Genomic DNA, 22,449 nt, shown 5'->3' with positions numbered 1-22,449 from the left:
TTTATGTACTTTTTTACGGTTCATCCTAGGATCTTCTATTTGTTTACAAAGGTCAATTATGCCAATTTTCATGTTAGTTTATGTTTTAATATATCTTATAAAGATAAGAAAAACAATCGGCATAAACAAATGGTAATATACTAATAAACAATAATATAACAAAGGAATAGCAAAGGAGAATATAGTAAAAAATATAATGCGTCTGCCCTGTTTGACTATAGTTACCTTTGCGTTCCACTATAGTTATCCGCAAGGGAGACTATAGTTATTCTTGCGGAACACTATAGTGGAACGAAATAATAGTAGCGAACGAAGTAAATCCGAATAGGCAAGCAATTATTAAATTATCATACCTATTATATTATTGGGAACTTTGACCTTTAACTAAAATTATTACGGAAAAATTTCTTTAATCAGGATTATCGTTGTAATTTTGTCGCGCTAAAAGATAAAACAAATTATCAACTTTTTAAATATATAGTATTATGTCAAAAGTAACCGTAGTAGGCGCAGGTAACGTAGGTGCTACATGTGCAAATGTACTTGCTTTTAATGAAGTAGCAGACGAAGTAGTAATGCTGGACGTTAAAGAAGGCGTTTCAGAAGGTAAAGCAATGGATATGATGCAGACAGCTCAATTGCTGGGCTTCGACACTACAATAGTAGGCTGCACTAACGACTATGCTCAGACTGCTGATTCTGACGTTGTTGTGATTACTTCAGGTATTCCTCGTAAACCGGGTATGACTCGTGAAGAACTGATCGGTGTGAATGCTGGCATCGTTAAATCGGTAGCACAGAACATCTTGAAATATTCTCCAAACGCTATCCTTGTTGTAATTTCTAACCCGATGGACACAATGACTTATTTGTCATTGAAATCTTTAGGCTTGCCGAAAAACCGTATTATCGGTATGGGTGGTGCTCTGGATAGCTCTCGCTTCAAATATTTCCTGGCTCAGGCTTTGGGATGCAATGCTAACGAAGTAGAAGGTATGGTTATCGGTGGTCACGGTGATACTACTATGATTCCGTTGACTCGTTTCGCTACTTACAAAGGTATGCCTGTAACCAACTTCCTGTCAGAAGAAAAACTGAACGAAGTAGCCGCCGCTACTATGGTAGGTGGTGCTACACTGACTAAATTGCTGGGTACCTCCGCATGGTATGCACCGGGTGCAGCTGGAGCATTTGTAGTTGAATCCATCATCCACAACCAGAAGAAGATGATTCCTTGCTCTGTATTCCTGGAAGGCGAATACGGCGAATCAGATATCTGTATCGGTGTTCCTGTTATTCTTGGCAAAAACGGTATCGAAAAGATTGTTGAACTAGACCTGAACGCTGACGAGAAAGCTAAATTTGCTGCCAGTGCTGCTGCTGTTCACAAAACAAACGCTGCTTTGAAAGAAGTAGGTGCTCTTTAATCCCCTTTTACATTTATATATTAAAAGGCTGTTCTTCATTTCAGAAGAACGGCCTTTTTCTTTTCACCGGAATCACTAATTTTGCTATATTTCTAAAAAAAGCTAATTCTTTTTGCTTTCTCATAGAAAGCACATACATTTGCATCGTTGTTTATGCAATTATTGTTTAAGCCAACAAGTACAAATAAACAGACTATTTCCATAAACAAATTACATAAAAACAGGGTTATTTAAATAGAAGTATCACCTTATTAATATGCAAGATGCGATGAAAAAACTATTTCTCCTGACAATCCTATTACACCTGACTTTTATAGTAAAAGCGCAAACTTCACTAAGCTTGGATAGTTGCCGGGCATTAGCGCTTACCAACAACAAAGATTTGTTGATAAGTCATGAAAAAATAAATGCAGCCCATTACCAACGAAAGGCGGCATTCACCAACTACTTACCCAACTTTTCGGCAACCGGAGCTTACATGAGAAATCAAAAAGAATTCTCTCTATTGAACAACGATCAGAAAGCGGCACTCTCCGGATTGGGAAGTAATCTGGCAGGTCCCATCGGGCAAGCCGCAGCCGGAATTATAGCAACTTATCCCGAACTGGCTCCACTCATATCCTCATTAAGCGGGAGTTTACCGGCAGCCCTCGACCAGGCAGGCAATTCTTTGGTGGACGCGCTTCGTACAGACACCAGAAATGTATATGCCGGAGCCATCACATTAACTCAGCCTTTATATATGGGCGGTAAAATCCGTGCTTATAATAAAATAACAAAGTACGCTGAAGAGTTGGCACGCCAACAACATAATGGTGGTATGCAGGAGGTTATCATGAGCACCGACCAAGCCTATTGGCAGGTAATCTCACTGGTCAATAAGAAAAAATTGGCAGAAGGTTACTTAAAACTTCTGCAACAACTGGATAGCGACGTTGAGAAGATGATCGCCGAGGGAGTAGCGACCAAAGCGGACGGTCTTTCCGTACGCGTCAAAGTCAATGAAGCGGAAATGACACTAACTAAAGTGGAAGACGGATTGAGCCTTGCCCGAATGTTGTTGTGTCAACTATGCGGTCTCGATCTGAGTTCACCCATCACGCTGGCGGATGAAAATATGGAGAATATTCCATTAATTCCGACAGATACTCATTTCGATCTGTCCACTGCATACGAAAACCGTCCGGAGATACGCAGTCTTGAACTGGCGACACAAATCTATAAGCAGAAAGTCAACGTAACCCGCGCCGAACATCTTCCGTCTATCGCATTGATGGGAAACTACATGGTCACCAACCCTTCCGTCTTCAACAGTTTTGAGAATAAATTCAAAGGTATGTGGAACGTAGGTGTCATGGTGCAGCTTCCTATATGGCATTGGGGAGAAGGTATCTATAAAACAAAAGCTGCCAAGGCCGAAGCACGCATCGCCCAGTATCAGCTTCAAGATGCACGAGAAAAAATAGAGTTGCAAGTCAATCAAGCAGCATTCAAAGTGAATGAAGCAGGTAAGAAGTTGGTTATGGCTTCCAAAAATATGGAAAAAGCAGAAGAAAACCTCCGTTACGCGACACTTGGATTCAGAGAAGGCGTAATTGCCACCAGCAACGTTCTCGAAGCGCAAACCGCCTGGCTATCCGCCCAATCTGAAAAGATCGACGCACAAATAGACGTGAAACTGACTGAGATTTATCTGAAGAAATCATTAGGAACTCTTCAATAAGTGGAGAGTAAAAAGTGGAGGATGGAGAGTTGGGAGTAAAACTCATTATCTGGTAATTTATAAATAGTAATTTAGTAATTCATTATAATATGGTAACTACAAAATCACAAAACAGCAATATGCTGCTGGCTTTTCTTACTTTACTCGGAGTTATTGCAATCGTTGCAGTAGTTGGTTTTTTCATGCTTCGCAAAGGTCCTGAGATCATACAAGGGCAGGCAGAGGTTACCGAGTACCGCGTTTCAAGCAAAGTTCCGGGGCGTATTCTGGAATTTCGCGTGAAAGAAGGTCAAAGCGTAAATGCCGGTGATACACTGGCTATTTTAGAAGCTCCTGACGTCATGGCAAAAATGGAACAGGCGCGTGCAGCCGAAGCCGCTGCGCAAGCACAGAATGAGAAAGCAATCAAAGGAGCCCGCAAGGAACAAATCCAAGCTGCTTACGAGATGTGGCAAAAAGCACAGGCAGGTGTTACTATTGCCGAGAAATCATACCAAAGAATCAAAAACCTGCATGAGCAAGGAGTTATGCCCGCACAAAAGTTGGATGAGGTAACCGCACAGCGTGACGCTGCCATCGCAACCGAGAAAGCCGCCAAAGCTCAATATACAATGGCTAAGAACGGAGCCGAACGTGAGGACAAAATGGCTGCGGAGGCTTTGGTGAACCGGGCAAAAGGTGCTGTTGCCGAAGTGGAATCGTATATCAAGGAAACCTATCTTATAGCACCTGCCGCCGGAGAGGTTTCTGAAATATTCCCGAAAGTCGGTGAATTAGTGGGTACAGGAGCGCCAATCATGAACATAGCCGAACTGAACGATATGTGGGTAACATTTAATGTGCGCGAAGACCTCCTCAAAGATTTGACTATGGGAGCCGAGTTTGAGGCAATCGTACCCGCTCTGGATAATAAAACAATCAAACTCAAAGTATATTATCTGAAAGATCTAGGAAGTTATGCCGCTTGGAAAGCAACTAAAACAACCGGACAGTTTGACTTGAAAACATTTGAGGTGAAAGCTTCCCCTATGGAAAAAGTAGAAAACCTCCGTCCGGGTATGTCTGTCATCATTGACAAGTAATCATGAGAGAGAGAAAAAAGAAATATATGGCCCTGTGGCAGGTCATGCAAAGAGAGTGCCGGCGGTTGGTTTCACGTCCGCTCTACCTTTTTTGCATGGTTATCGCTCCACTATTCTGCTATATCTTCTTCACTACATTAATGGACTCGGGACTTCCGCAGAATCTTCCGGCCGGCGTAGTGGATATGGACGACTCATCGACTTCCCGCAACATCGTGCGCAATCTGGATGCCTTCTCACAGACGGGTGTCATAGCGCATTACAGTAATGTGACGGATGCGCGAATTGCTGTACAGGAAGGGAAAATCTATGGATTTTTCTACATCCCGAAGGGATTATCCGCAGAAGCGCAAAGCCAGCGGCAACCTAAGATTTCTTTCTACACCAATTATTCTTATCTGATTGCCGGCTCCTTGCTTTTCAGAGACATGAAAATGATGGGGGAACTCACCTCCGGTGCCGCCGCACGAACCGCTTTATATGCCAAAGGGGCAACGGAAGGCCAGGCGATGGGATTTCTGCAACCTATTGTGATTGATACGCATCCTCTGAACAATCCGTGGCTGAACTATTCGGTATATCTGTGCAACACATTGATACCGGGAGTACTTATGTTGCTTATATTCATGGTTACCGTCTATTCAATCGGTGTGGAAATCAAGGACCGTACCGCACGTGAATGGTTACGTATGAGCAATAACTCGATTTATATTGCATTGGCAGGAAAACTACTGCCCCATACGGTTATCTTTTTTATTATGGGCATATTCTATAATGTATATCTGTATGGTTTCCTGCATTTTCCTTGCAATAGCGGTATTCTTCCGATGATATTCGCAACACTCTGTCTCGTTCTCGCCTCACAATGTTGCGGTGTTGTCATGATAGGAACCTTACCGACTTTGCGGCTTGGACTGAGTTTCGCTTCCTTATGGGGAGTTATATCATTCTCCATCTCCGGCTTTTCATTTCCGGTAATGGCGATGCATCCTGTTTTACAAGCTTTGAGCAATCTGTTTCCGTTGCGTCACTACTTCCTTATTTATGTAGATCAAGCGCTCAATGGGTACAGCATGGCTTATTCTTGGAGTAACTATATGGCATTACTGATATTCATGCTGCTTCCTTTTCTGGTAGTTCACCGCTTAAAAGAAGCACTTGTTTATTATAAATATATTCCCTAAATGAAAGATATAAAATTAAAAGATAAGATAGTACAAGGTATCAATGACCTGTTTTATATCTGGAAACGGGAGTTTCAGACAACTTTCCGCGACCAGGGGGTACTGATATTCTTTATACTCGTTCCATTGGGTTATCCGCTATTATACAGTTTCATTTACGATAATGAAGTTGTGCGTGAGGTCCCCGCTGTCGTTGTGGATGACTCTCATTCATCTCTCAGCCGCGAATACCTGCGCAAAGTAGACGCTACGCCCGATATCCAGATTGTTTCATACTGTGCCGATATGGAGGAAGCCAAGCAGATGTTGAAAAACCGACTTGCGTATGGTATTATCTATATCCCCTCTGACTTTAGTGATAATATAGCCAAAGGAAAACAGACGCAAGTCAGCATTTATTGTGATATGAGCGGATTACTTTATTATAAATCCATGCTCATAGCCAATACAGCCGTTTCATTGGATATGAATCAGGATATCAAAATTGCACGTAGTGGCAATACTACTGACCGTCAGGATGAAATCACCGCTTATCCGATAGAGTATGAGGAAATTTCCATATTCAATCCTACTGCCGGATTCGCAGCTTTTCTGATTCCTGCCGTACTGGTGTTAATCATTCAGCAAACCTTATTGCTCGGTATCGGCTTGGCTGCCGGTACTGCCCGAGAAAACAACCGTTTCAAAGACCTTGTTCCCATCAACCGGCATTACAACGGTACTTTACGGATTGTACTCGGAAAAGGTCTGAGCTACTTCTTGATTTATATATTGGTAGCTTTTTATGTACTGTATATTGTCCCAAGAATATTCAGCCTCAACCAAATAGGACAACCGGACTCATTAGTGTTATTTGTTGTCCCTTATTTAGCCGCCTGCATATTCTTTGCAATGACTGCCTCTATCGCCATCCGCAACCGGGAAACGTGTATGCTGATTTTTGTATTTACATCTGTCCCTTTATTATTTATCTCCGGAATTTCATGGCCGGGAGTCGCCATACCTCCCTTTTGGAAGTATGTATCTTACATCTTCCCGTCGACTTTCGGTATCAATGGTTTCGTGAAAATCAATAATATGGGAGCTACTCTAAGCGAAGTAGCCTTTGAATATAAAGCTTTATGGCTACAGGCAGGCATTTACTTCCTTACCACCTGTTGGGTATATCGCTGGCAAATCCTTATGAGTCGCAAACATACGATAGAGAGATATAAAGAATTAAAAGAGAAGGCCCTACATTAATTCATTTTTGATATAGGATATTAGGTTGCATGACACTCGGGTGTCATGCAACCTAAGCCCCGGGTGTCAGTATGTTCGAGATCCGGGTGTCAGACAAGTAGTTCTTACAGATAAATGAGGCAGAATGTATAACTCGTCCCAATATCATATAGTAAGAAATATACCAAACACTATAATATAAAAATCCCCCGTTCCAAAGAGTATAGAACGGGGGATTTTAAAGAGATATTATAAAGAGAGTATAATCCTAATTAGAATTTATAACCTACACCGATAGAGAAGTTCATGTTCTTCGGAGCACCGTCACCATCACCAAGCTTAGTCAAGCCAAATTCTCCTGTCAAATCAATAAAGAATTTATTGATTTCATAAGCGACACCCACACCAATACCAAAATCAAATCTCTTGGCACCAAAGCCACCATCTTCTTCATCTTTAAAAATATCTTGCTCACCATAACCTGCATCTGCCAACTCCTCATCTACAGATATCCCTGCTGAAGCTGCATAATCTTTCAATACATCATATCCTTCACCGGAAAAATCATATTTCACCTTTCCCCCAATACCAAACGCAAAGTATGGACCTGCTTTCACTACTACATTCTGATTATCAGCAATAGCAAAACGAGCAGCAGCCATCACAGGAATTTCAATATACATTGGATTATATTTACCCTTAGCTGTTATATCACCAAATCCTAAATCGTCAGTCTCTTCTGCTTTAGCACCTTTAGTAGTAAACATCAATGATGGTTGAATAGACCACATTTCTGTAAACTGGTATTCTGCACCAACACCAACATTAAAACCTATTTTCATTTTACTATCTTCCATAGCATCACCAGTAAGATTACTCATGTTCATACCAACTTTGGCATTCCAAGAAAGTTGAGAATAAGAAACGATAGAAACAAGTGCAAATAGCACAAAAATCAAACCTTTTTTCATATCATTTATTTTTTAATTCGCCTCCCTCTTTCCCTTTGGTCAGCATTATTAATAGTTTTGTATCTCTAGTGTGGGGAATTTCCTGAACTTTGTTAGAGTATCAAGACACACCGTTTCATATTTAACGTCTGTTTCGTACCCGCAAATATATTTCATTTATTTTATATAAAAAAATCCTAGAACAACTATTTTTTGCATAAATGTTATTAAAGTGTGACTATTTAGGCAAAAATAGTGTTTATCCTGTCATTTTTCGTTCTTAATATTTTGGGTAAAATAATATCATTGAAACATTCTTGTAACAAACACACATATTTTATTATAAACCAACGGGTAGTCACAAGAATATTCTTATATTTGTTCGTTATATAAGAAACATTATATAGATATGAGAAGTTTCGCATGGATTATCGGCTTGCTACTTTGCACCGTTTACGGTGTACAAGCCCAAGACAGAGTGATTGAACGTCCTCCTTTTCTAGCCTGGAGTTCCAATAGCATTGAGATTGATAAAATTGTTATGGGAGATACAGTTACCACCCTATACATTAAAGCTTATTATCGCCCTAAATATTGGATAAAAATTGCGACAGGCAGTTTTCTGAGAGACAATAACGGAATGCTTTACCCTATCCGCAAGGGAGTTGGAATCACATTGGACAAAGAATTCTGGATGCCGGAATCAGGAGAAGCCGAATTCCAATTATTGTTTCCTCCCATTCCTCAAAATGTAACTAGTCTTGATTTCTCGGAAGGAGATTTTGACGGAGCGTACAAGATATGGGGAATACAACTGGACAGAAACGCATTTTACAAGCAAAAACTTCCTAAAGAAGCGGTTAAGCACAAAATAAACAAAAAAGCGGCATTACCCACCCCTAAGTTAGCTTATGCTACCGCTACTTTGAAAGGGAAAATCCTCGATTATCAGAAAGATATGATGAAACAGATGCGGATGCATATAGAAAGTCCCGCATCGAATATCCACAACGAACAGAATATTATAAAAATCGAGGAGGATGGCAGCTTTCAAGCAGAAGTAAAAGTAACGTCCGTCACAAGCGTCGCATTGGAGCTTCCTTTCGGCTGGGTGGAATGCCTGATAGCCCCCAATGAAGAAACATCTCTCATTATCAACACAAAAGAACTTTGCCGTAGGCAGACACATCTGCAAAAGAAGGATAAAACATTCGGAGAACCTGTATACTTCAACGGATATCTGGCCAGCTTGCAACAAGAACTGGCTTCGGTAGATATTGATATCACATTAAAAAGTGTTTTCTACATGGATATGTACAACGCCATTGCAGGGAAAAGCGCAGATGAATATAAAGCCTACGTACTGGAACGTCTTCCATCCATCCGGAAAGCGATAGAACAATCTTCCTATAGCAATGCGTGCAAAGAACTATTAAACATACAGGTAGATCTCGCAGCAACCGGGAAAATCGCTATGACGGACAGAGAGCTAAAATCTGCTTATATTGCTGTAAATAAGTTGACCAGAGAAAAAGCAAACGAATATTTTTCCAATACGCATATTGATATTCCCGAAGGATACTATGACATATTAAAGGAATTTACTTCCATCAATACCCTCAAAGCGTTATACAGCAGGCAGTATGCATCAACAATCTATCTGATCAGTTTTATGCCGAGCTATCGGGAAATACTTAAAGAAACGTTAGGAACGAATCAAGGGCCATTATTTGATTATATAAGATTCAACGAACTGTACCATTCTATCAAAGATTTCATTCCATTGACAGCAGATCAGGAGATAGAAATAAAGAAGTTGTCTTCTCCGGTGTATACCGAAATGCTTACTCAAACGAACAAAGAAACAATAAAGAAAATAGAATTGAACAAAAGGAAGAGTGGATTTACTATCAATGAAGCGGGAGAAATCTCCAATGAAGATTTGTTCCCATCCATCCCTTCCAAGTTTCGCGGACACACTTTACTGGTTGATATTTGGGCAACCTGGTGCGGTCCTTGCCGAATGGCCAATAAAGCAATCGCCCCGATGAAAGAGGAATTGAAAGAGAAAGACATTATCTATCTTTACATCACAGGCGAAACGTCTCCCAAAGGAACATGGGAAAATATGATTTCCGATATTCACGGTGAGCATTTCCGGGTAACCAACGAACAATGGAATTTTCTGATGTCCAACCTTAACATAGAGGGAGTCCCTACCTATTTTATCATTGATTCTGAGGGCAATATCACTTATAAGAAGACAGGATTTCCGGGAGTGGAAACGATGAAAAAGCAGTTACTGAAAACTTTGAGTAAATAGTTCCGAATATGGTATGAAAGGGGGTTTGAAGTATCTAGAAGAGGATTGTCATAATGAATAAACGAAACGCAGATTAACGCAAATATCGTAGAAGCAATTTTACAAGTTATTGATAAATATATAATTGAAATACCCTACGATAATTTGCGTTAATCTGCGTTTTATTATTCATTACGATACAGTTCTTTTACAAACTCTTATTTATGCATCTCTACAATCTTGGTAGGAGCCATTTCCACATTCCGACGATCTACCTGACGGACAACACTAGCTGCCAAGGAAAGGAACGCACGTCCGGTCACGGAATCTTCATCCAATGCGACAGGAGTACCATTATCTCCTCCTTCACAGATGCTTTGCACGATAGGAATCTGTCCCAGCAAAGGAACATTCATCTCTTCAGCCAGCTTCTTTGCGCCTTCTTTTCCGAAGATATAGTATTTATTTTCGGGAAGTTCGGCAGGAGTAAACCAAGCCATATTTTCAACCAAGCCAAGGATAGGTACATTTACCTTATCATTGGTAAACATATTGATTCCCTTACGGGCATCTGCCAAAGCCACTGCCTGCGGAGTGCTGACAACAATCGCTCCTGTCATAGCCAATGTCTGAACAACGGTCAGATGAATATCACTGGTTCCGGGAGGAAGGTCTATCAGGAAATAATCCAAATCTCCCCAAGCCGCATCACCTATCAACTGTTTTAACGCATTGCTTGCCATCCCGCCACGCCATAAAGTAGCTTGATCCGGATCAACAAAGAAACCGATAGACAATAATTTCACTCCATATTTCTCTACCGGAATAATCAGATCACGACCGTCTATACGCTCGGCATACGGGCGCGCATCTTCCACCTGGAACATTTTCGGCATGGAAGGACCGAAAATATCCGCATCGAGCAAACCTACCTTATAACCCAATTTCGCCAAAGCAACTGCCAGATTTGCTGACACGGTGGACTTGCCTACTCCACCTTTACCGGAAGAGATACCAATAATATTCTTTACCTGAGGAAGCATCTTGCCCACCTCCGGACGGGGAGCTTGCTTACTTTCTGTCGCAATCGTCACCTGCACATCCGGAGACACATAGGTATGAATAGCCGTCTCGGCAGCTTTCACCATTGATTTCATAAACGGATCGGTCGGTTTCTCAAAGATCAATGAAAAACTGACAGACATACCGTCAATACGGAGATTATCGGCAACCATCTCCGCTTCTACCAAATTCTTTCCCGTACCGGGATAGCGCACCGTTGCCAATGCATCCAATATTAATTTAGGATAAAGAGTCATGTCAATTAAAAATTAAATATTAAAAATTAAAGAGGGAGATGCGCAGGCTCCTTGAGTGATAGGAGGAGATGCGTAGGTCCGATCCATATTTATGCAGTTCTATTTACTTGTATTTAGTCCGCTACGCTTGCTGCGGTTATAACTGCGATAAGAATCAAGTTCTATTTCCACATCCGGCTCTTGCAACTTCCCTTCCTGTGGAAGACGGAATTTGATATACTTGATGTTTAAACCACGATCGAGCCATTGTTGTTCATAATAGGTCTTGATACCGAGAATATCATCCACCAATTCCGAGTGATATAAATCTTCGGTCATAAAATCTACTGGAAACCGGTTCGCCTCTATCATGTATTTTGTATAAGTGAACATGAAATTGCTGTCCGTCTTCAGGTGGATAATGCCGTCCGGCCGCAAGAACTTGCGGTATCTTTCCATAAAGTAAGTGGAGGTCAGCCGTTTCGTCGCTTTCTTCATCTGCGGATCAGAGAAAGTAAGCCATATTTCGCTCACCTCACCCTCAGCAAAGAAGCGTTCGATAATCTCAATATTGGTACGCAGGAAAGCCACATTCTTCATTCCCGCCTGCAATGACTCCGTAGCTCCGGTCCACATACGGGCTCCTTTGATATCGACCGCTATAAAATTCTTCTCGGGAAACATCTTTCCCAAACCGACCGTGTACTCACCACGTCCGCAGCCTAGTTCGAGTACAATAGGATGATCGTTTTTGAAAAACTCCTCATGCCATTTTCCCTTCATATCGAAAGGCACGTTATCTATCGCCGAATAAGGATACTCGAAGACGTGCGGATAACTTGCCATATCGGCAAACTTTTCTAATTTGTTCTTACCCATATCAATCCTGATTAGGCTGCAAAGGTACTGATTTTGACGTAATCGGCAAAAAGAAAAAAGAAGAGGATTATTTTCACTACAGATTACACGGATTAACACAGATTAAAAAGAAGAAATAATCTGTGTTAATCCGTGTAATCTGTGGTGAAATCTGTATTATTCTACGATTGTCACCCATCCGTGTGTATCCGGTTCGTCACCATATTGGATACCACGCAACTTATTGTACAGCTTCGTACAAATCGGTCCCGGCTTTCCGTCTTTAGAGATAACGTATGATTTTCCATTCTCCAAATCATCGATACGCTGAATCGGGCTGATTACTGCCGCAGTTCCGCAAGCACCGGCTTCTTCAAAAGTCTCCAGTTCTTCTTCCGGTATCGGGCGGCGTTCAACCTTGATACCCATATCTTCCGCCAACTGCATTAAACTCTTGTTCGTGATAGACGGGAGGATGGAAGTTGACTTCGGAGTGATATAAGTGTTATTTTTGATACCGAAGAAGTTGGCAGCTCCACACTCATCGATATACTTCTTTTCTTTTGCGTCGAGATAGAACTCGCAGGAATAACCCAAGTCATGCGCTTTTTTGTTGGCACGAAGACTGGCGGCATAGTTACCACCCACTTTATAGATACCAGTTCCGTGAGGAGCGGCGCGGTCATATTCGCGAATGATAACGTACGGATTGGTAGAGAAACCACCCTTGAAGTACGGACCTACCGGAGTCACAAATACGACAAACATATATTCATTTGCCGGATGCACCCCCACTTGAGCACTTGTTCCGATCAGCAACGGACGAATGTAAAGAGAAGCACCTGTCTCGTATGGAGGAATGAAACGTTCATTCAGTTTCACCACTTTCAGAATAGCTTCCTTGAAACGTTCAGTCGGAAGTTCAGCCATCAGGATTCCCTGACAAGTAGATTGCAGACGGGCTGCATTCTCTTCCAAACGGAAAATACGCACTTTACCGTCTTTCCCACGAAAAGCTTTCAATCCTTCAAACGCTTCCTGACCATAATGCAAGCACGTAGCTGCCATGTGCAGATTCAGATGTTCGTCACTGCTCACTTCCAGTTCTCCCCATGCTCCATTGCGGAAATTAATTCTCACATTGTAGTCTGTCTTCATGTAGCCAAACGACAGATTCGCCCAGTCTATTTCTTTCATATTGTAACGTATTAGTTTATTTTTCTTATGTATTGATTCGCAAAAATAGCTTTTATTCTTCAGATTGCCGCTTTTCTTGCAATAATTTTTCGACTTCCTTATCTGCTTTCGTCAGTTTTTCGGTGCAGAAAGCTATTATTTCATTGGCTTCTTTGATTTTCTCACCCAAGATGTCAATATCCAATTCATTATTGTCTATCTGGCGAACAATCTTCTCGAGACGTTCCATTGCTTGAAGATAGGTTTCTTTTTTTGCTGCCACGATCGTTATATTTATTAAGAGTTAATGAGATTTGTTTCTTTTATCAGTTCCGATAAGACGGCTTTGCTCTACCACAGATTGCGCCTCCCCTTTCGAGAACCGGGTGACCAATCTGTCTCCCGACTTCAATGAGGATGCGTCCGTTACCGCCTTCCCATCTTTCAGCGTGATGCTGTATCCACGACTTAACAATTTATCAGGAGAAGCATCGGCAATGCGTTGTTGCAAAAGTTCCAATCGGTGACGCTGGCGGGACAATAACGCCATTGTGGCTTGCAACAGATCCTTTCGGGCTGTCAGCAAGGCAAAACGCGCCTCTGTCAGTTTCCGCTGTACAAGGTTCGGGATACGAGCCTGCAGTGTATCCAATCTTCTCCGCTCCCGCTCCAACAGCATATATGCTCCTTGCCGAATGCGAACAGACAAATCTTCCAGACGGTCCGCCACTTCCGCAACCCGATGAATCAAAAGTTCCGCCGCAGCCGTAGGAGTTTTCACCCGGGTATGAGCTACCGAATCAAGCACTGTATCGTCTCGTTCATGACCAATTCCAGTAATGATAGGAAGCGGGAACTGCGCACATGCAGCAGCTAACAGGTAAGTATCGAAGCCGGACAAATCGGAAGTAGCCCCTCCGCCACGAATGATGACCACCACATCAAAATCATCAATACGGGCATTGACGCGGTCTAATGCAGCCAACACAGATTCTTCCACCTGATTCCCCTGCATCAATGCAGGAAACAGTTCTGTGTAAAAGAAGAACCCTCCGGGATTGTGCTGCAACTGATGACAAAAATCACCGTATCCGGCTGCAGTAGCGGAAGAGATGACCGCAATACGTTGAGGAAGCTGAGGCATTTCCAATTCCTTGTTCAAGGTCAGTACTCCTTCTTCCTCCAACTGCAACAGTATTTCCCGGCGACGACGGGCCATATCTCCCAATGTATAGGCAGGATCAATATCGAGCACGGTCAGACTGTAACCGTAAAGTTCGTGAAACTGGACGGTCACTTTCACCAACACTTTAATGCCGGATGTAAACGGTTGCCCGGTCGTTTCCTCGAAATAGGGTTTCAGCAAACGATAAATAGTATTCCAAATCATACCGCGTGCTTTAGCAATAAGACTATTGCTGCGAGGATCTTTCTGCACAAATTCCAGATAGCAATGGCCTGTCGTATTGGAACGGACATCGCTCAGCTCAGCCTGTATCCAATATTCATCAGGCAGGCATTGCTCCAGACTACGGCGGACAAGCGCATTCAGTTCCAAAAGAGAAAGTCTTTCTCCACCCTCCCCCGAAGAGAAGGGGGCTGACCGTTTCGACTGATTCATAGTGTTTATCATACAGCAGCCATCTTATTTCTTTTCCTTAGAGGAGGAGTCTAGATAAGCCTTCCATAAGTCGGGTATGCCATAGCCATAAATATTGTCGGGGAAACCGGCTCTGTCACCCGAACGGCGAACAAGTTCGATTATCTCTTTTGCCGTCAGCTTCGGACAAGCCTGCCACAGACAGGCCACCATCCCACACATAATTGGAGAAGAGAAAGACGTACCGTTGGCACGGCTAAGATTGCCATTCGTTCCCATCACATCCGATCCCAGACCGACAGCCACCACATCAGGTTTCACCCGTCCGTCCGCTGTATTTCCTATGGAAGAAAACGGAGCCAACTCACCTCTTTTATTAATGGCGCCTACAGTGATCACATTTTCCGCATCTCCCGGAGGGGTAATCTTCTTCCACGAACCCGCACCGGAGTTTCCGGCACTGCAAACAACGACCATTCCTTTATCGGCCGCATGGGAAGCCTCACGTGACATCAACGCATAATGTCCGTTCAGATCACGGTACCTATAATTCTTTGTCGGATCATCAAAGGAATAATATCCGAGTGATGTATTCACCAAATCCACACCTACACTATCGGCAAACTCGATAGCTGCCGCCCAATAGTCCTGTTCCACTAAGTTCTCCGAATACTCATCCTCACTGCGCAATAACCAATAAGAAGCCTCGGGAGCCGTACCGATCATGACATTCGGCTGATTCATCGCCATACAGGAAAGGACAGACATACCGTGACTGCTTTCCGCATAAATATCCGCCTCCGGGTTTACAAAGTCACGCACACCCTGAATATCGATATTCTTCATCGCTTCAATCTTATCTACATTATGGAATCCCGCATCAATAACCGCAATCATCATTCCTTTTCCCTTGAAACCCGCATCATGAAGGAGGTTCGCCTTGCTCATCTCAATCTGGGTGCACGCAGGACCGTAAAGGCTGTCTGTACGCAGCGGCTTATTAATCAGCGAATCTCTTCGGGTAGCTTTTTCCATATTACCTTTCCATACTCTTTCCGCAGAACGCACAAAAGGCAACCGGGTAATCTCATCTATCAACACACTGTCATTACAAGAGACAGTAACGAAATTCTCCCATTTTCCGGTCACAAGTATGTGAACTCCTTTCCGACGGATAGCGTCTACATATTTCTTACATACCGGCAAATCGGTGGAATCAATCTTCAAACCCTGTTTCTTTCTCCGTTCAATAGACTTTTTGGATAAGTACTTTTCCGGCTTTTGCAAAGAATAATCGGTAGCAGCCTTGTCTTTCAGACTGATACGATACTTCAAGGTATCTCCGGGAGTAAATTGGGCGAATCCACCCAAGCACACAGTTAAAGTAAGAATCAATAGTATGAACTTCTTCATCAGTTATCTTTATTTTATCAATTAAAATCCTTCGTTTTCCAGAATCACCAGACCTATTCCACGCTGTGAAGCAATGAAGGCTCCTCCCAACACTCGCTTTCCATCATAAAAAACAGCCGATTGTCCGGGAGCTATAGCCGAAGCCGTTTCAAGAAAACGGACAAGCAAACGCCCGTCTTCAAGACGTCTCACCCGACAGGCCAACGGACGACTGCGATAGCGAATCCGTACTGTCAGGTTCTCACACTGAAACAGTTCTTGTTCGTCCACAATCTTATCCTGCTCCGCCAACATATAATCCGTCTTCAACTGCTCCGCATCGCCAAGCATTACCGTATTCTTCTGAGGATTGATTTTCAATACATAAGCAGGCTTTCCAAGCGCGATTTCCAGTCCTTTCCTCTGACCTATAGTATAATAAGGCGCCCCTTTGTGCTGCCCCAGCTTTACACCTTCGGAGTTGACAAACCATCCCGGCCCGATCTCGCTATCCAATTCCGGGCACTGTTCGCGGAGAAAGTCGCGGTAATCTCCTTTAATGAAACATACTTCCATGCTCTCCCCCTCCTTCGATTTAGCCTCATATCCTTTCTCAGCCAGGTATTCACGCACTTTTATTTTCGTATAATCCCCCAACGGAAAGATACAACGCCGCAGCACATCCTGTCCCAACCTCCAAAGAAAATAAGACTGATCTTTTTTATCATCGTCTCCAGCTATGATATAAATATGCCCGTTTTTCTCTTCCAGCCGTGAATAATGTCCGGTAGCAATCCAATCACAATCCAACTTGTCCGCCCATTCCGTCAACACACGGAACTTAAACAACGGATTGCACATCACACAAGGATTCGGTGTACGTCCCTGCTTATATTCGTCTATGAAGTTTTTTACAATAGTCTCTTTAAAAGGTATACGTTCATCCGCCACATAATGTTCAATGCCCATCCTGACAGCCAACTCTCTGGCATCCTGCGGCTCATCTCCCCACACACGCATAGTGACTCCCACTATTTCGTATCCTTGTTCTTGCAGCATAAGACAGGTAGCGGTACTGTCTATACCGCCACTCATACCCACCAGCACTCTCTTATTTCGTTCTTTCATCTGATCCTTGAAAAGTTACATGGATACAAATGTACAAGATTTCAAAGAGAATTCTTGCTTTTCCGGAAGAAAATCCTTATATTTGAGATATACAAAAGCAAGAACAATTATGGCTAACCCAAGATTACCGGGCATTTCCGAAAATGAGCAAGCCTTATTGTATGCCAAACTGAATGAATACAACCGAGGCAGGGCCTCTTTCAAAGAGGCGGGAGTTTACTTGGTGGTATTACCCCGACCGGGTAAACCCAACTATTCGTTATGGCTTTATTCTCCTCTACCGGAAAAACAATCCATCCTTTACATACATGATTTGTCACCGGACATCAACGAATCCCTCCGCATGGCAAGTACTATGTTCTATTATTCAAGGCGCTGCCTGATTCTTGTAGATTACAACGAAAAGAGAATGCAAAGCAATGGCGACGACCTTATCTTTTTCGGGAAGTATCGGGGGCATTTCCTACATGAGATATTGAAAGTGGATCCGGCTTATTTGAGTTGGATAGCCTATAAGTTTACACCGAGAATCCCCAAACAGGAACGTTTCGTCAAGATAGCGCAAGCTTATCACTCCGTACATTTAGACCTCATGCAAAGGAAGTCGAAAGAGAAACATTCAGTAAGCCGGTATTTGGGTGAACTAGGGGAGAAACTCACGGACCTCAGATTAAAAGTCATACGGGTGCGATTGGAAGATGATCCGTATAAGACAAGAATAAATGGTACTGCACCACAATTTTTTGTAAAGCAGGTACTGACATTGGCCGATGCAAGCGGCAACCTGGTTATCATGAGTATACCGTCAAAAAATCCCAGTGCGGTTTCATGCACACTATCCGGGATAGAACATGAATACCGACCGGGAGAAATCATTTATGTCGCATCTGCGCGGGTGTCACGCCGATACGAAAGTTACGGATCAAAGTATACCCGTATCAGTCACGTCAAACTTGTTATGACCACGACAGTTTAATCCTTTTCTATCAGTACTGTGGCATAAGCCGAGATACCTTCTTCCCGACCAGTAAATCCGAGTTTCTCGGTAGTGGTCGCTTTAATGGAAATATCATCAACATCGATACCCATCACGTTTGCCATTGTCTCCTGCATCAAAGGAATATGCGCTTTCAGCTTCGGGCGTTCGGCGCAGATAGTCGCGTCAATATTACCGACCTTATATCCCTTGGAAGCAATCAGTTCTACGGTCTTTTTCAGAAGGATTTTGCTGTCGATATTCTTAAATTCTCCCGCTGTATCCGGAAAGTGATAACCGATGTCACGCATATTCGCAGCTCCCAGCAATGCATCACAGACGGCGTGCAATAGCACATCAGCGTCCGAATGCCCCAGCAATCCTTTTGTGTGTTCCAGAAGAACGCCTCCAAGCCACAGCTCACGTCCTTCAACCAATTGGTGCACATCGAAACCAAAGCCTACTCTTATCCTCATAATTTACCTTCCTCCATCAGCGGACATAGAAGTCCAATAGTTTTTCCCCTTCCAGATATCCTTGCAAATGTTGTCCGATACTGACCGGACCTACACCGGCAGGTGTACCGGTAAATAGCAAATCACCTATTTTCAGTGTCACAAATTGACTGACATACGCTATGATGTCATCCACTTTGAAAAGCATATCCGCCGTACACCCTTTTTGCACTTCTTTACCGTCAATCAACAGATTGAAGTTCAAATGCCGGATATCCTTGTAACGGTCTACCGGAACAAAATCTCCGATAGCCGCCGAAGAATCGAATCCTTTGCAAAGTTCCCAAGGATTTCCCTGTTCACGGAATTTTCGCTGAAGATCACGGGCAGTAAAATCGATACCCACAGTCACGGCGTCATAATAGCGGTTAGCAAAACGAGGAGCGATGTTCTTCCCCAAACGGTTGATACGGACTACCAATTCCGTCTCATAATGTATCTCGTTAGAAAAGTCGGGAATGAAAAACGGCTTGCCGTCCTTTAAAATGGCAGAGTCCGGCTTCATAAAAACGACCGGTTCCGTATTTACCTGTGTATGTCCCAGCTCCTGATTATGCTGAGCGTAGTTCATTCCTACTGCGATAATCTTCATTATTTCTCGTTAAAATTCAATCGGTTAAACATAACGGCCAGATGCGCATAAAGAGAAGTGTTCTGTACGACAATATTTTCCGGCACGCGAATACGGAAAGGAGTAAAGTTCCACACTGCCTTTATTCCTCCGTCTACCATCTTATTTGTAATTTCCTGAGCGATATTAATAGGTACTGTCAACACACCGATATTCACATCATATTCCTTCATCTTTGCTTCAAAGTCATCAGAATGGAAAATTGGAATTCCACCTAAGTCCTTCCCTACCAATTCCGGATTGATATCAAAAGCCGCCACGATTTCCAGGCCGAAATGACGCAAACCCGAGTCGCGGAGTAACGCACCTCCCAAACTACCTACACCAAACAAAAAGGCTTTGTGCATATTAGTAAATCCAAGAAAGCTTTCCAAAACCTCAATCAGTGCATCAATATTATAGCCCACTCTCGTACGTCCCGATATGTTCACATACGACAAGTCTTTGGCGATTTGAGAAGCGTCAATATTTATTTCCTTAGAGATTTGTGTCGAGGAGACATATTGCTCTCCTTTTTCTTTCATTAGTTTTATATTGGACAGATACCAGGGAAGTCTGCGCAAGGTAGGCTCCGGCACTTTATCCGCCTCTTTTCGTATATAAGTGCTCATACTTCTTACAAAATTTGGTATTTTGCAAAAGTACATTATTTTTTGAGACTGACAACCCTATAACAGAAAACCTTAATAGAGATTAAACAAAACAAGGAAAACAGGCTCAAATTTTGCCCTTTTCCATAAGTTTGATACTTTTGAGAAGAAATAAATATGACGAGTATGAAAAAGAATGATTGGAAAGATAGATTAAACGTAGTATATTCCACGAATCCGGACTTCGGCTATGAAATGGACAACGATGAAGAGCAAGTTACTCTCGACAAAAACAAACAAAACCTGCGAGTTTCCATTGACAAAAAGAACCGGTGCGGTAAAGTGGTCACATTAATTACCGGATTTATAGGTACGGAAAACGACTTGAAAGAGCTGGGTAAGCTACTGAAAAGCAAATGCGGAGTAGGCGGATCGGCTAAAGACGGAGAGATTATGGTACAAGGAGATTTCAAAACCAAAATCATAGAGCTGCTCATTAAAGAAGGATACTCTAAAACAAAAGGTATAGGAGGTTAAACTAAATAGCATTTTGTAACTAGAAATTTTAAAGATATGAGAAAAGTAACATTATTCTGTGCAGCAGCGTTATTCTCACTGTTGTCATTTGCACAAGACAACAATGCTGATATCGTCAAGGTAGGCGATAGTATGCCTGCTTTCACCCTTCATTCAACAGTGAACGGTACTGTAAACTCCGAGGACCTGAAAGGAAAAGTTGTATTAATCAATATTTTCGCTACTTGGTGTGGTCCTTGCCAAAGCGAACTGGCTGAAGTTCAAAAAACACTCTGGCCTAAATATAAGGGCAACAAAGATTTCTGCATGTTAGTAATCGGACGCGAACATACCGACGTTCAATTAACGGAATACAACAAGCGCAAAGGGTTTACATTTCCTCTCTACCCGGACCCGAAACGGGAAGTCACAGGTAAGTTTGCCAGTCAATACATTCCCAGAAGCTACTTAATCGACAAAGAAGGGAAAGTGATATCCGCCACTGTCGGTTATAAAAAAGAAGAAATGGACAAACTGATGAAGGAAATAGACAAAGCATTGAAATAATCCTCCCCAAGAATGCGCCTCATGTTATACATGGCAGTTTCTTGAGGAAAGGAATGATAAAATCAAATCAAAAGAAAAGGCAACTAACTCGTTATGAATCAGTTGCCTTTCTTGTATCTTCAAATAGAGAATCTTAATGAATACCTCTATTAAGTTAACGTGTTCCGTTTTTAAGGACACATCATAGAATTTGAATCTGATTGATTATTCAGCTTTCAAAGTGAAACGTTTGAAGTCAACAATCTTCAATTCAGGATCAGCAGCAGTCAATACTTCTCTTACAGTCTTCTTACCATCCATGATATCTTCCTGATTCAGCAAGCAAACTTCTTTCAAGAACTTAGCCAAACGACCTTTAGCGATGTTCTGAATCATCTGTTCAGGCAAGTGTGCAGCTTTCTCAGCAGAAACAGTAGTGATGATTTCTTTTGCTTTCGCTACATCTTCAGCTGTAATCCAGCCCTTAGCCATGTTGCTTTCCATGTGCTCTTCGCTGTCTACGTGAGCCGGGTTGATATTAGCTTTCTTCAGAGCAGCCTCAACAGCTTTCTGTACCTGTTCAGCTTTTGTCTTCTCAATAGCAACTTCGATTTCTTTCTGTTTGATTTCTTCAGAAACACCGTCCTCATCAATAGCAATCGGGTTCATAGCAGCAATCTGCATAGCTACCTGCTTAGCCAGTTGCTCGTCAACAGGCTTGTTGAAAGCAACAATCGTGCAAAGACCATTTCTGTTCATGTGGTTGTAAACAGCAGTGCTTACACCTTCTACAGTCATGTAGCCATCCAATTCCATTTTCTCACCTGTGATACCGCTACGGTCAGTCACCGCATCCTGTACAGTACCGTTACCCATAGGCAATGCCTTTACTTCATCCAAAGTCTTGCATTTGTTAGCCACAGCAAGATCAAGAATATCCTGAGTCAACTTCACGAAATCAGCGTTCTGAGCCACAAAGTCAGTTTCACACTTCAAAGCAACGATAACAGCACGGTCACCGGTAGTTTTAGCCAAAACGCAACCTTCAGAAGCTTCACGTTCTGAACGCTTAGCAGCAACAGCTTGTCCTTTCTTACGGATAATCTCCATTGCCTTGTCGAAATCGCCCTCAGCTTCAGTCAACGCGTTTTTGCAATCCATCATACCAGCTCCGGTCATTTTACGCAGCTTGGTAATATCAGCCATACTTACAGCCATAATAATTTCCTTTATTTAAATGAATAATAATTTCCTAAACAAAAAATGTGCCAATCTGCCAATCAAGATACAAGTGTATAAGTATACTCTTGCACATTAGCAAATTGGCACATTTA

Annotated in this window: 21 protein-coding genes; 9 read left to right on the top strand and 12 right to left on the bottom strand. The window is 42.5% G+C overall.

What is annotated here, in order from left to right; all coding sequences use genetic code 11:
• Window positions 1-485: 485 nt before the first annotated feature.
• The 5 genes from mdh to H8S63_RS16695 all read left to right on the top strand — a co-directional run bounded on the left by mdh (window position 486) and on the right by H8S63_RS16695 (window position 6,658).
• Window positions 486-1,427 (top strand): malate dehydrogenase, encoded by a 942-nt coding sequence (gene mdh, locus H8S63_RS16715; protein WP_007749415.1) that lies wholly within the window; start codon window positions 486-488, stop codon window positions 1,425-1,427.
• A 268-nt stretch (window positions 1,428-1,695) separates the two neighbouring features.
• Entirely contained in the window at window positions 1,696-3,150 is a 1,455-nt protein-coding gene (locus H8S63_RS16710) for a TolC family protein (protein ID WP_186927428.1), read from the top strand.
• Between the two features lie 89 nt (window positions 3,151-3,239).
• Window positions 3,240-4,232 carry an HlyD family secretion protein gene (locus H8S63_RS16705; protein ID WP_186927427.1) on the top strand — a complete coding sequence of 331 codons (993 nt, stop codon included), beginning with the start codon at window positions 3,240-3,242 and terminating at the stop codon, window positions 4,230-4,232.
• Window positions 4,233-4,234: 2 nt separating this feature from the next.
• Complete coding sequence (locus tag H8S63_RS16700) at window positions 4,235-5,416, top strand: ABC transporter permease (protein ID WP_186927426.1); 1,182 nt, start codon at window positions 4,235-4,237, stop codon at window positions 5,414-5,416.
• Window positions 5,417-6,658: an ABC transporter permease gene (locus H8S63_RS16695; RefSeq protein WP_186927425.1), complete on the top strand. Its 1,242-nt coding sequence runs from the start codon at window positions 5,417-5,419 to the stop codon at window positions 6,656-6,658.
• Between the two features lie 251 nt (window positions 6,659-6,909).
• Here the strand turns inward: H8S63_RS16695 and H8S63_RS16690 are convergent, their stop codons facing one another.
• The gene (locus H8S63_RS16690; protein WP_186927424.1) at window positions 6,910-7,608 is read right to left on the bottom strand and encodes a porin family protein; all 699 of its coding nucleotides are present in this window, start codon (window positions 7,606-7,608) and stop codon (window positions 6,910-6,912) included.
• Window positions 7,609-7,996: 388 nt separating this feature from the next.
• On the opposite strand from H8S63_RS16690, the gene H8S63_RS16685 reads away from it, so the two are divergent.
• Complete coding sequence (locus H8S63_RS16685; RefSeq protein WP_186927423.1) at window positions 7,997-9,910, top strand: TlpA disulfide reductase family protein; 1,914 nt, start codon at window positions 7,997-7,999, stop codon at window positions 9,908-9,910.
• A 197-nt stretch (window positions 9,911-10,107) separates the two neighbouring features.
• Here H8S63_RS16685 and H8S63_RS16680 read toward each other — a convergent pair whose 3' ends face one another.
• From H8S63_RS16680 to mnmA, 7 genes are all read right to left on the bottom strand, one after another.
• Window positions 10,108-11,208, bottom strand: a complete 1,101-nt coding sequence (locus tag H8S63_RS16680; protein WP_022275737.1) for an Mrp/NBP35 family ATP-binding protein — start codon at window positions 11,206-11,208, stop codon at window positions 10,108-10,110.
• A gap of 99 nt (window positions 11,209-11,307) precedes the next feature.
• Window positions 11,308-12,066, bottom strand: coding sequence for a tRNA (guanosine(46)-N7)-methyltransferase TrmB (gene trmB, locus H8S63_RS16675; RefSeq protein WP_186927422.1), 759 nt, complete (start codon window positions 12,064-12,066; stop codon window positions 11,308-11,310).
• 156 nt (window positions 12,067-12,222) lie between these two features.
• Complete coding sequence (locus H8S63_RS16670) at window positions 12,223-13,275, bottom strand: branched-chain amino acid aminotransferase (RefSeq protein ID WP_262349395.1); 1,053 nt, start codon at window positions 13,273-13,275, stop codon at window positions 12,223-12,225.
• Between the two features lie 19 nt (window positions 13,276-13,294).
• Window positions 13,295-13,504 (bottom strand): exodeoxyribonuclease VII small subunit, encoded by a 210-nt coding sequence (xseB, locus tag H8S63_RS16665; RefSeq protein WP_007749434.1) that lies wholly within the window; start codon window positions 13,502-13,504, stop codon window positions 13,295-13,297.
• A gap of 21 nt (window positions 13,505-13,525) precedes the next feature.
• Window positions 13,526-14,854: an exodeoxyribonuclease VII large subunit gene (gene xseA / locus H8S63_RS16660; protein WP_370527611.1), complete on the bottom strand. Its 1,329-nt coding sequence runs from the start codon at window positions 14,852-14,854 to the stop codon at window positions 13,526-13,528.
• 12 nt (window positions 14,855-14,866) lie between these two features.
• Entirely contained in the window at window positions 14,867-16,234 is a 1,368-nt protein-coding gene (locus tag H8S63_RS16655; protein ID WP_186927420.1) for a S8 family serine peptidase, read from the bottom strand.
• Window positions 16,235-16,255: 21 nt separating this feature from the next.
• On the bottom strand, window positions 16,256-17,341 hold the full coding sequence (gene mnmA / locus H8S63_RS16650; RefSeq protein ID WP_186927419.1) for a tRNA 2-thiouridine(34) synthase MnmA: 1,086 nt from the start codon (window positions 17,339-17,341) through the stop codon (window positions 16,256-16,258).
• Between the two features lie 109 nt (window positions 17,342-17,450).
• Here mnmA and H8S63_RS16645 point away from each other — a divergent pair, with 109 nt between their 5' ends.
• Complete coding sequence (locus H8S63_RS16645; protein WP_186927418.1) at window positions 17,451-18,317, top strand: hypothetical protein; 867 nt, start codon at window positions 17,451-17,453, stop codon at window positions 18,315-18,317.
• Here H8S63_RS16645 and ispF read toward each other — a convergent pair.
• The 3 genes from ispF to H8S63_RS16630 are packed head-to-tail and all read right to left on the bottom strand — an operon-like array spanning window position 18,314 to window position 20,074.
• Entirely contained in the window at window positions 18,314-18,793 is a 480-nt protein-coding gene (ispF, locus tag H8S63_RS16640; protein ID WP_007749445.1) for a 2-C-methyl-D-erythritol 2,4-cyclodiphosphate synthase, read from the bottom strand. The genes H8S63_RS16645 and ispF overlap by 4 nt on opposite strands.
• 16 nt (window positions 18,794-18,809) lie before the next feature.
• Window positions 18,810-19,424: a fumarylacetoacetate hydrolase family protein gene (locus H8S63_RS16635; RefSeq protein ID WP_007749447.1), complete on the bottom strand. Its 615-nt coding sequence runs from the start codon at window positions 19,422-19,424 to the stop codon at window positions 18,810-18,812.
• Entirely contained in the window at window positions 19,424-20,074 is a 651-nt protein-coding gene (locus tag H8S63_RS16630) for a redox-sensing transcriptional repressor Rex (RefSeq protein WP_186927417.1), read from the bottom strand. Before H8S63_RS16630 ends, H8S63_RS16635 begins: the two co-directional genes overlap by 1 nt.
• 165 nt (window positions 20,075-20,239) lie before the next feature.
• Between H8S63_RS16630 and H8S63_RS16625 the strand changes: the two genes are divergently transcribed.
• Together H8S63_RS16625 and H8S63_RS16620 are read left to right on the top strand one after the other, a co-directional pair.
• Window positions 20,240-20,590, top strand: coding sequence for a translation initiation factor (locus tag H8S63_RS16625; protein WP_149923737.1), 351 nt, complete (start codon window positions 20,240-20,242; stop codon window positions 20,588-20,590).
• Between the two features lie 36 nt (window positions 20,591-20,626).
• Window positions 20,627-21,136, top strand: coding sequence for a TlpA disulfide reductase family protein (locus H8S63_RS16620; RefSeq protein ID WP_186927416.1), 510 nt, complete (start codon window positions 20,627-20,629; stop codon window positions 21,134-21,136).
• 204 nt (window positions 21,137-21,340) lie between these two features.
• Here the strand turns inward: H8S63_RS16620 and tsf are convergent, their stop codons facing one another.
• Window positions 21,341-22,333 (bottom strand): translation elongation factor Ts, encoded by a 993-nt coding sequence (gene tsf, locus H8S63_RS16615; RefSeq protein WP_186927415.1) that lies wholly within the window; start codon window positions 22,331-22,333, stop codon window positions 21,341-21,343.
• Window positions 22,334-22,449 lie beyond the last annotated feature (116 nt).

This window comes from Bacteroides sp. NSJ-39, from assembly GCF_014287315.1.
GTDB classification, from domain to species: Bacteria; Bacteroidota; Bacteroidia; order Bacteroidales; family Bacteroidaceae; genus Bacteroides; species Bacteroides finegoldii.
Note: the sequence above shows the minus strand (reverse complement) of the source record. Positions and strands in the feature narration are given on the sequence as shown.

Excerpts from the sequence above, each read along its gene's own strand:
- mdh (WP_007749415.1), top strand. The coding sequence starts at position 486 with ATGTCAAAAGTAACCGTAGTAGGCGCAGGTAACGTAGGTGCTACATGT.
- H8S63_RS16710 (WP_186927428.1), top strand. The coding sequence starts at position 1,696 with ATGAAAAAACTATTTCTCCTGACAATCCTATTACACCTGACTTTTATA.
- H8S63_RS16705 (WP_186927427.1), top strand. The coding sequence starts at position 3,240 with ATGGTAACTACAAAATCACAAAACAGCAATATGCTGCTGGCTTTTCTT.
- H8S63_RS16700 (WP_186927426.1), top strand. The coding sequence starts at position 4,235 with ATGAGAGAGAGAAAAAAGAAATATATGGCCCTGTGGCAGGTCATGCAA.
- H8S63_RS16695 (WP_186927425.1), top strand. The coding sequence starts at position 5,417 with ATGAAAGATATAAAATTAAAAGATAAGATAGTACAAGGTATCAATGAC.
- H8S63_RS16690 (WP_186927424.1), bottom strand. The coding sequence starts at position 7,608 with ATGAAAAAAGGTTTGATTTTTGTGCTATTTGCACTTGTTTCTATCGTT.
- H8S63_RS16685 (WP_186927423.1), top strand. The coding sequence starts at position 7,997 with ATGAGAAGTTTCGCATGGATTATCGGCTTGCTACTTTGCACCGTTTAC.
- H8S63_RS16680 (WP_022275737.1), bottom strand. The coding sequence starts at position 11,208 with ATGACTCTTTATCCTAAATTAATATTGGATGCATTGGCAACGGTGCGC.
- trmB (WP_186927422.1), bottom strand. The coding sequence starts at position 12,066 with ATGGGTAAGAACAAATTAGAAAAGTTTGCCGATATGGCAAGTTATCCG.
- xseA (WP_370527611.1), bottom strand. The coding sequence starts at position 14,854 with ATGATAAACACTATGAATCAGTCGAAACGGTCAGCCCCCTTCTCTTCG.
- H8S63_RS16655 (WP_186927420.1), bottom strand. The coding sequence starts at position 16,234 with ATGAAGAAGTTCATACTATTGATTCTTACTTTAACTGTGTGCTTGGGT.
- mnmA (WP_186927419.1), bottom strand. The coding sequence starts at position 17,341 with ATGAAAGAACGAAATAAGAGAGTGCTGGTGGGTATGAGTGGCGGTATA.
- H8S63_RS16645 (WP_186927418.1), top strand. The coding sequence starts at position 17,451 with ATGGCTAACCCAAGATTACCGGGCATTTCCGAAAATGAGCAAGCCTTA.
- ispF (WP_007749445.1), bottom strand. The coding sequence starts at position 18,793 with ATGAGGATAAGAGTAGGCTTTGGTTTCGATGTGCACCAATTGGTTGAA.
- H8S63_RS16635 (WP_007749447.1), bottom strand. The coding sequence starts at position 19,424 with ATGAAGATTATCGCAGTAGGAATGAACTACGCTCAGCATAATCAGGAG.
- H8S63_RS16630 (WP_186927417.1), bottom strand. The coding sequence starts at position 20,074 with ATGAGCACTTATATACGAAAAGAGGCGGATAAAGTGCCGGAGCCTACC.
- H8S63_RS16625 (WP_149923737.1), top strand. The coding sequence starts at position 20,240 with ATGAAAAAGAATGATTGGAAAGATAGATTAAACGTAGTATATTCCACG.
- H8S63_RS16620 (WP_186927416.1), top strand. The coding sequence starts at position 20,627 with ATGAGAAAAGTAACATTATTCTGTGCAGCAGCGTTATTCTCACTGTTG.
- tsf (WP_186927415.1), bottom strand. The coding sequence starts at position 22,333 with ATGGCTGTAAGTATGGCTGATATTACCAAGCTGCGTAAAATGACCGGA.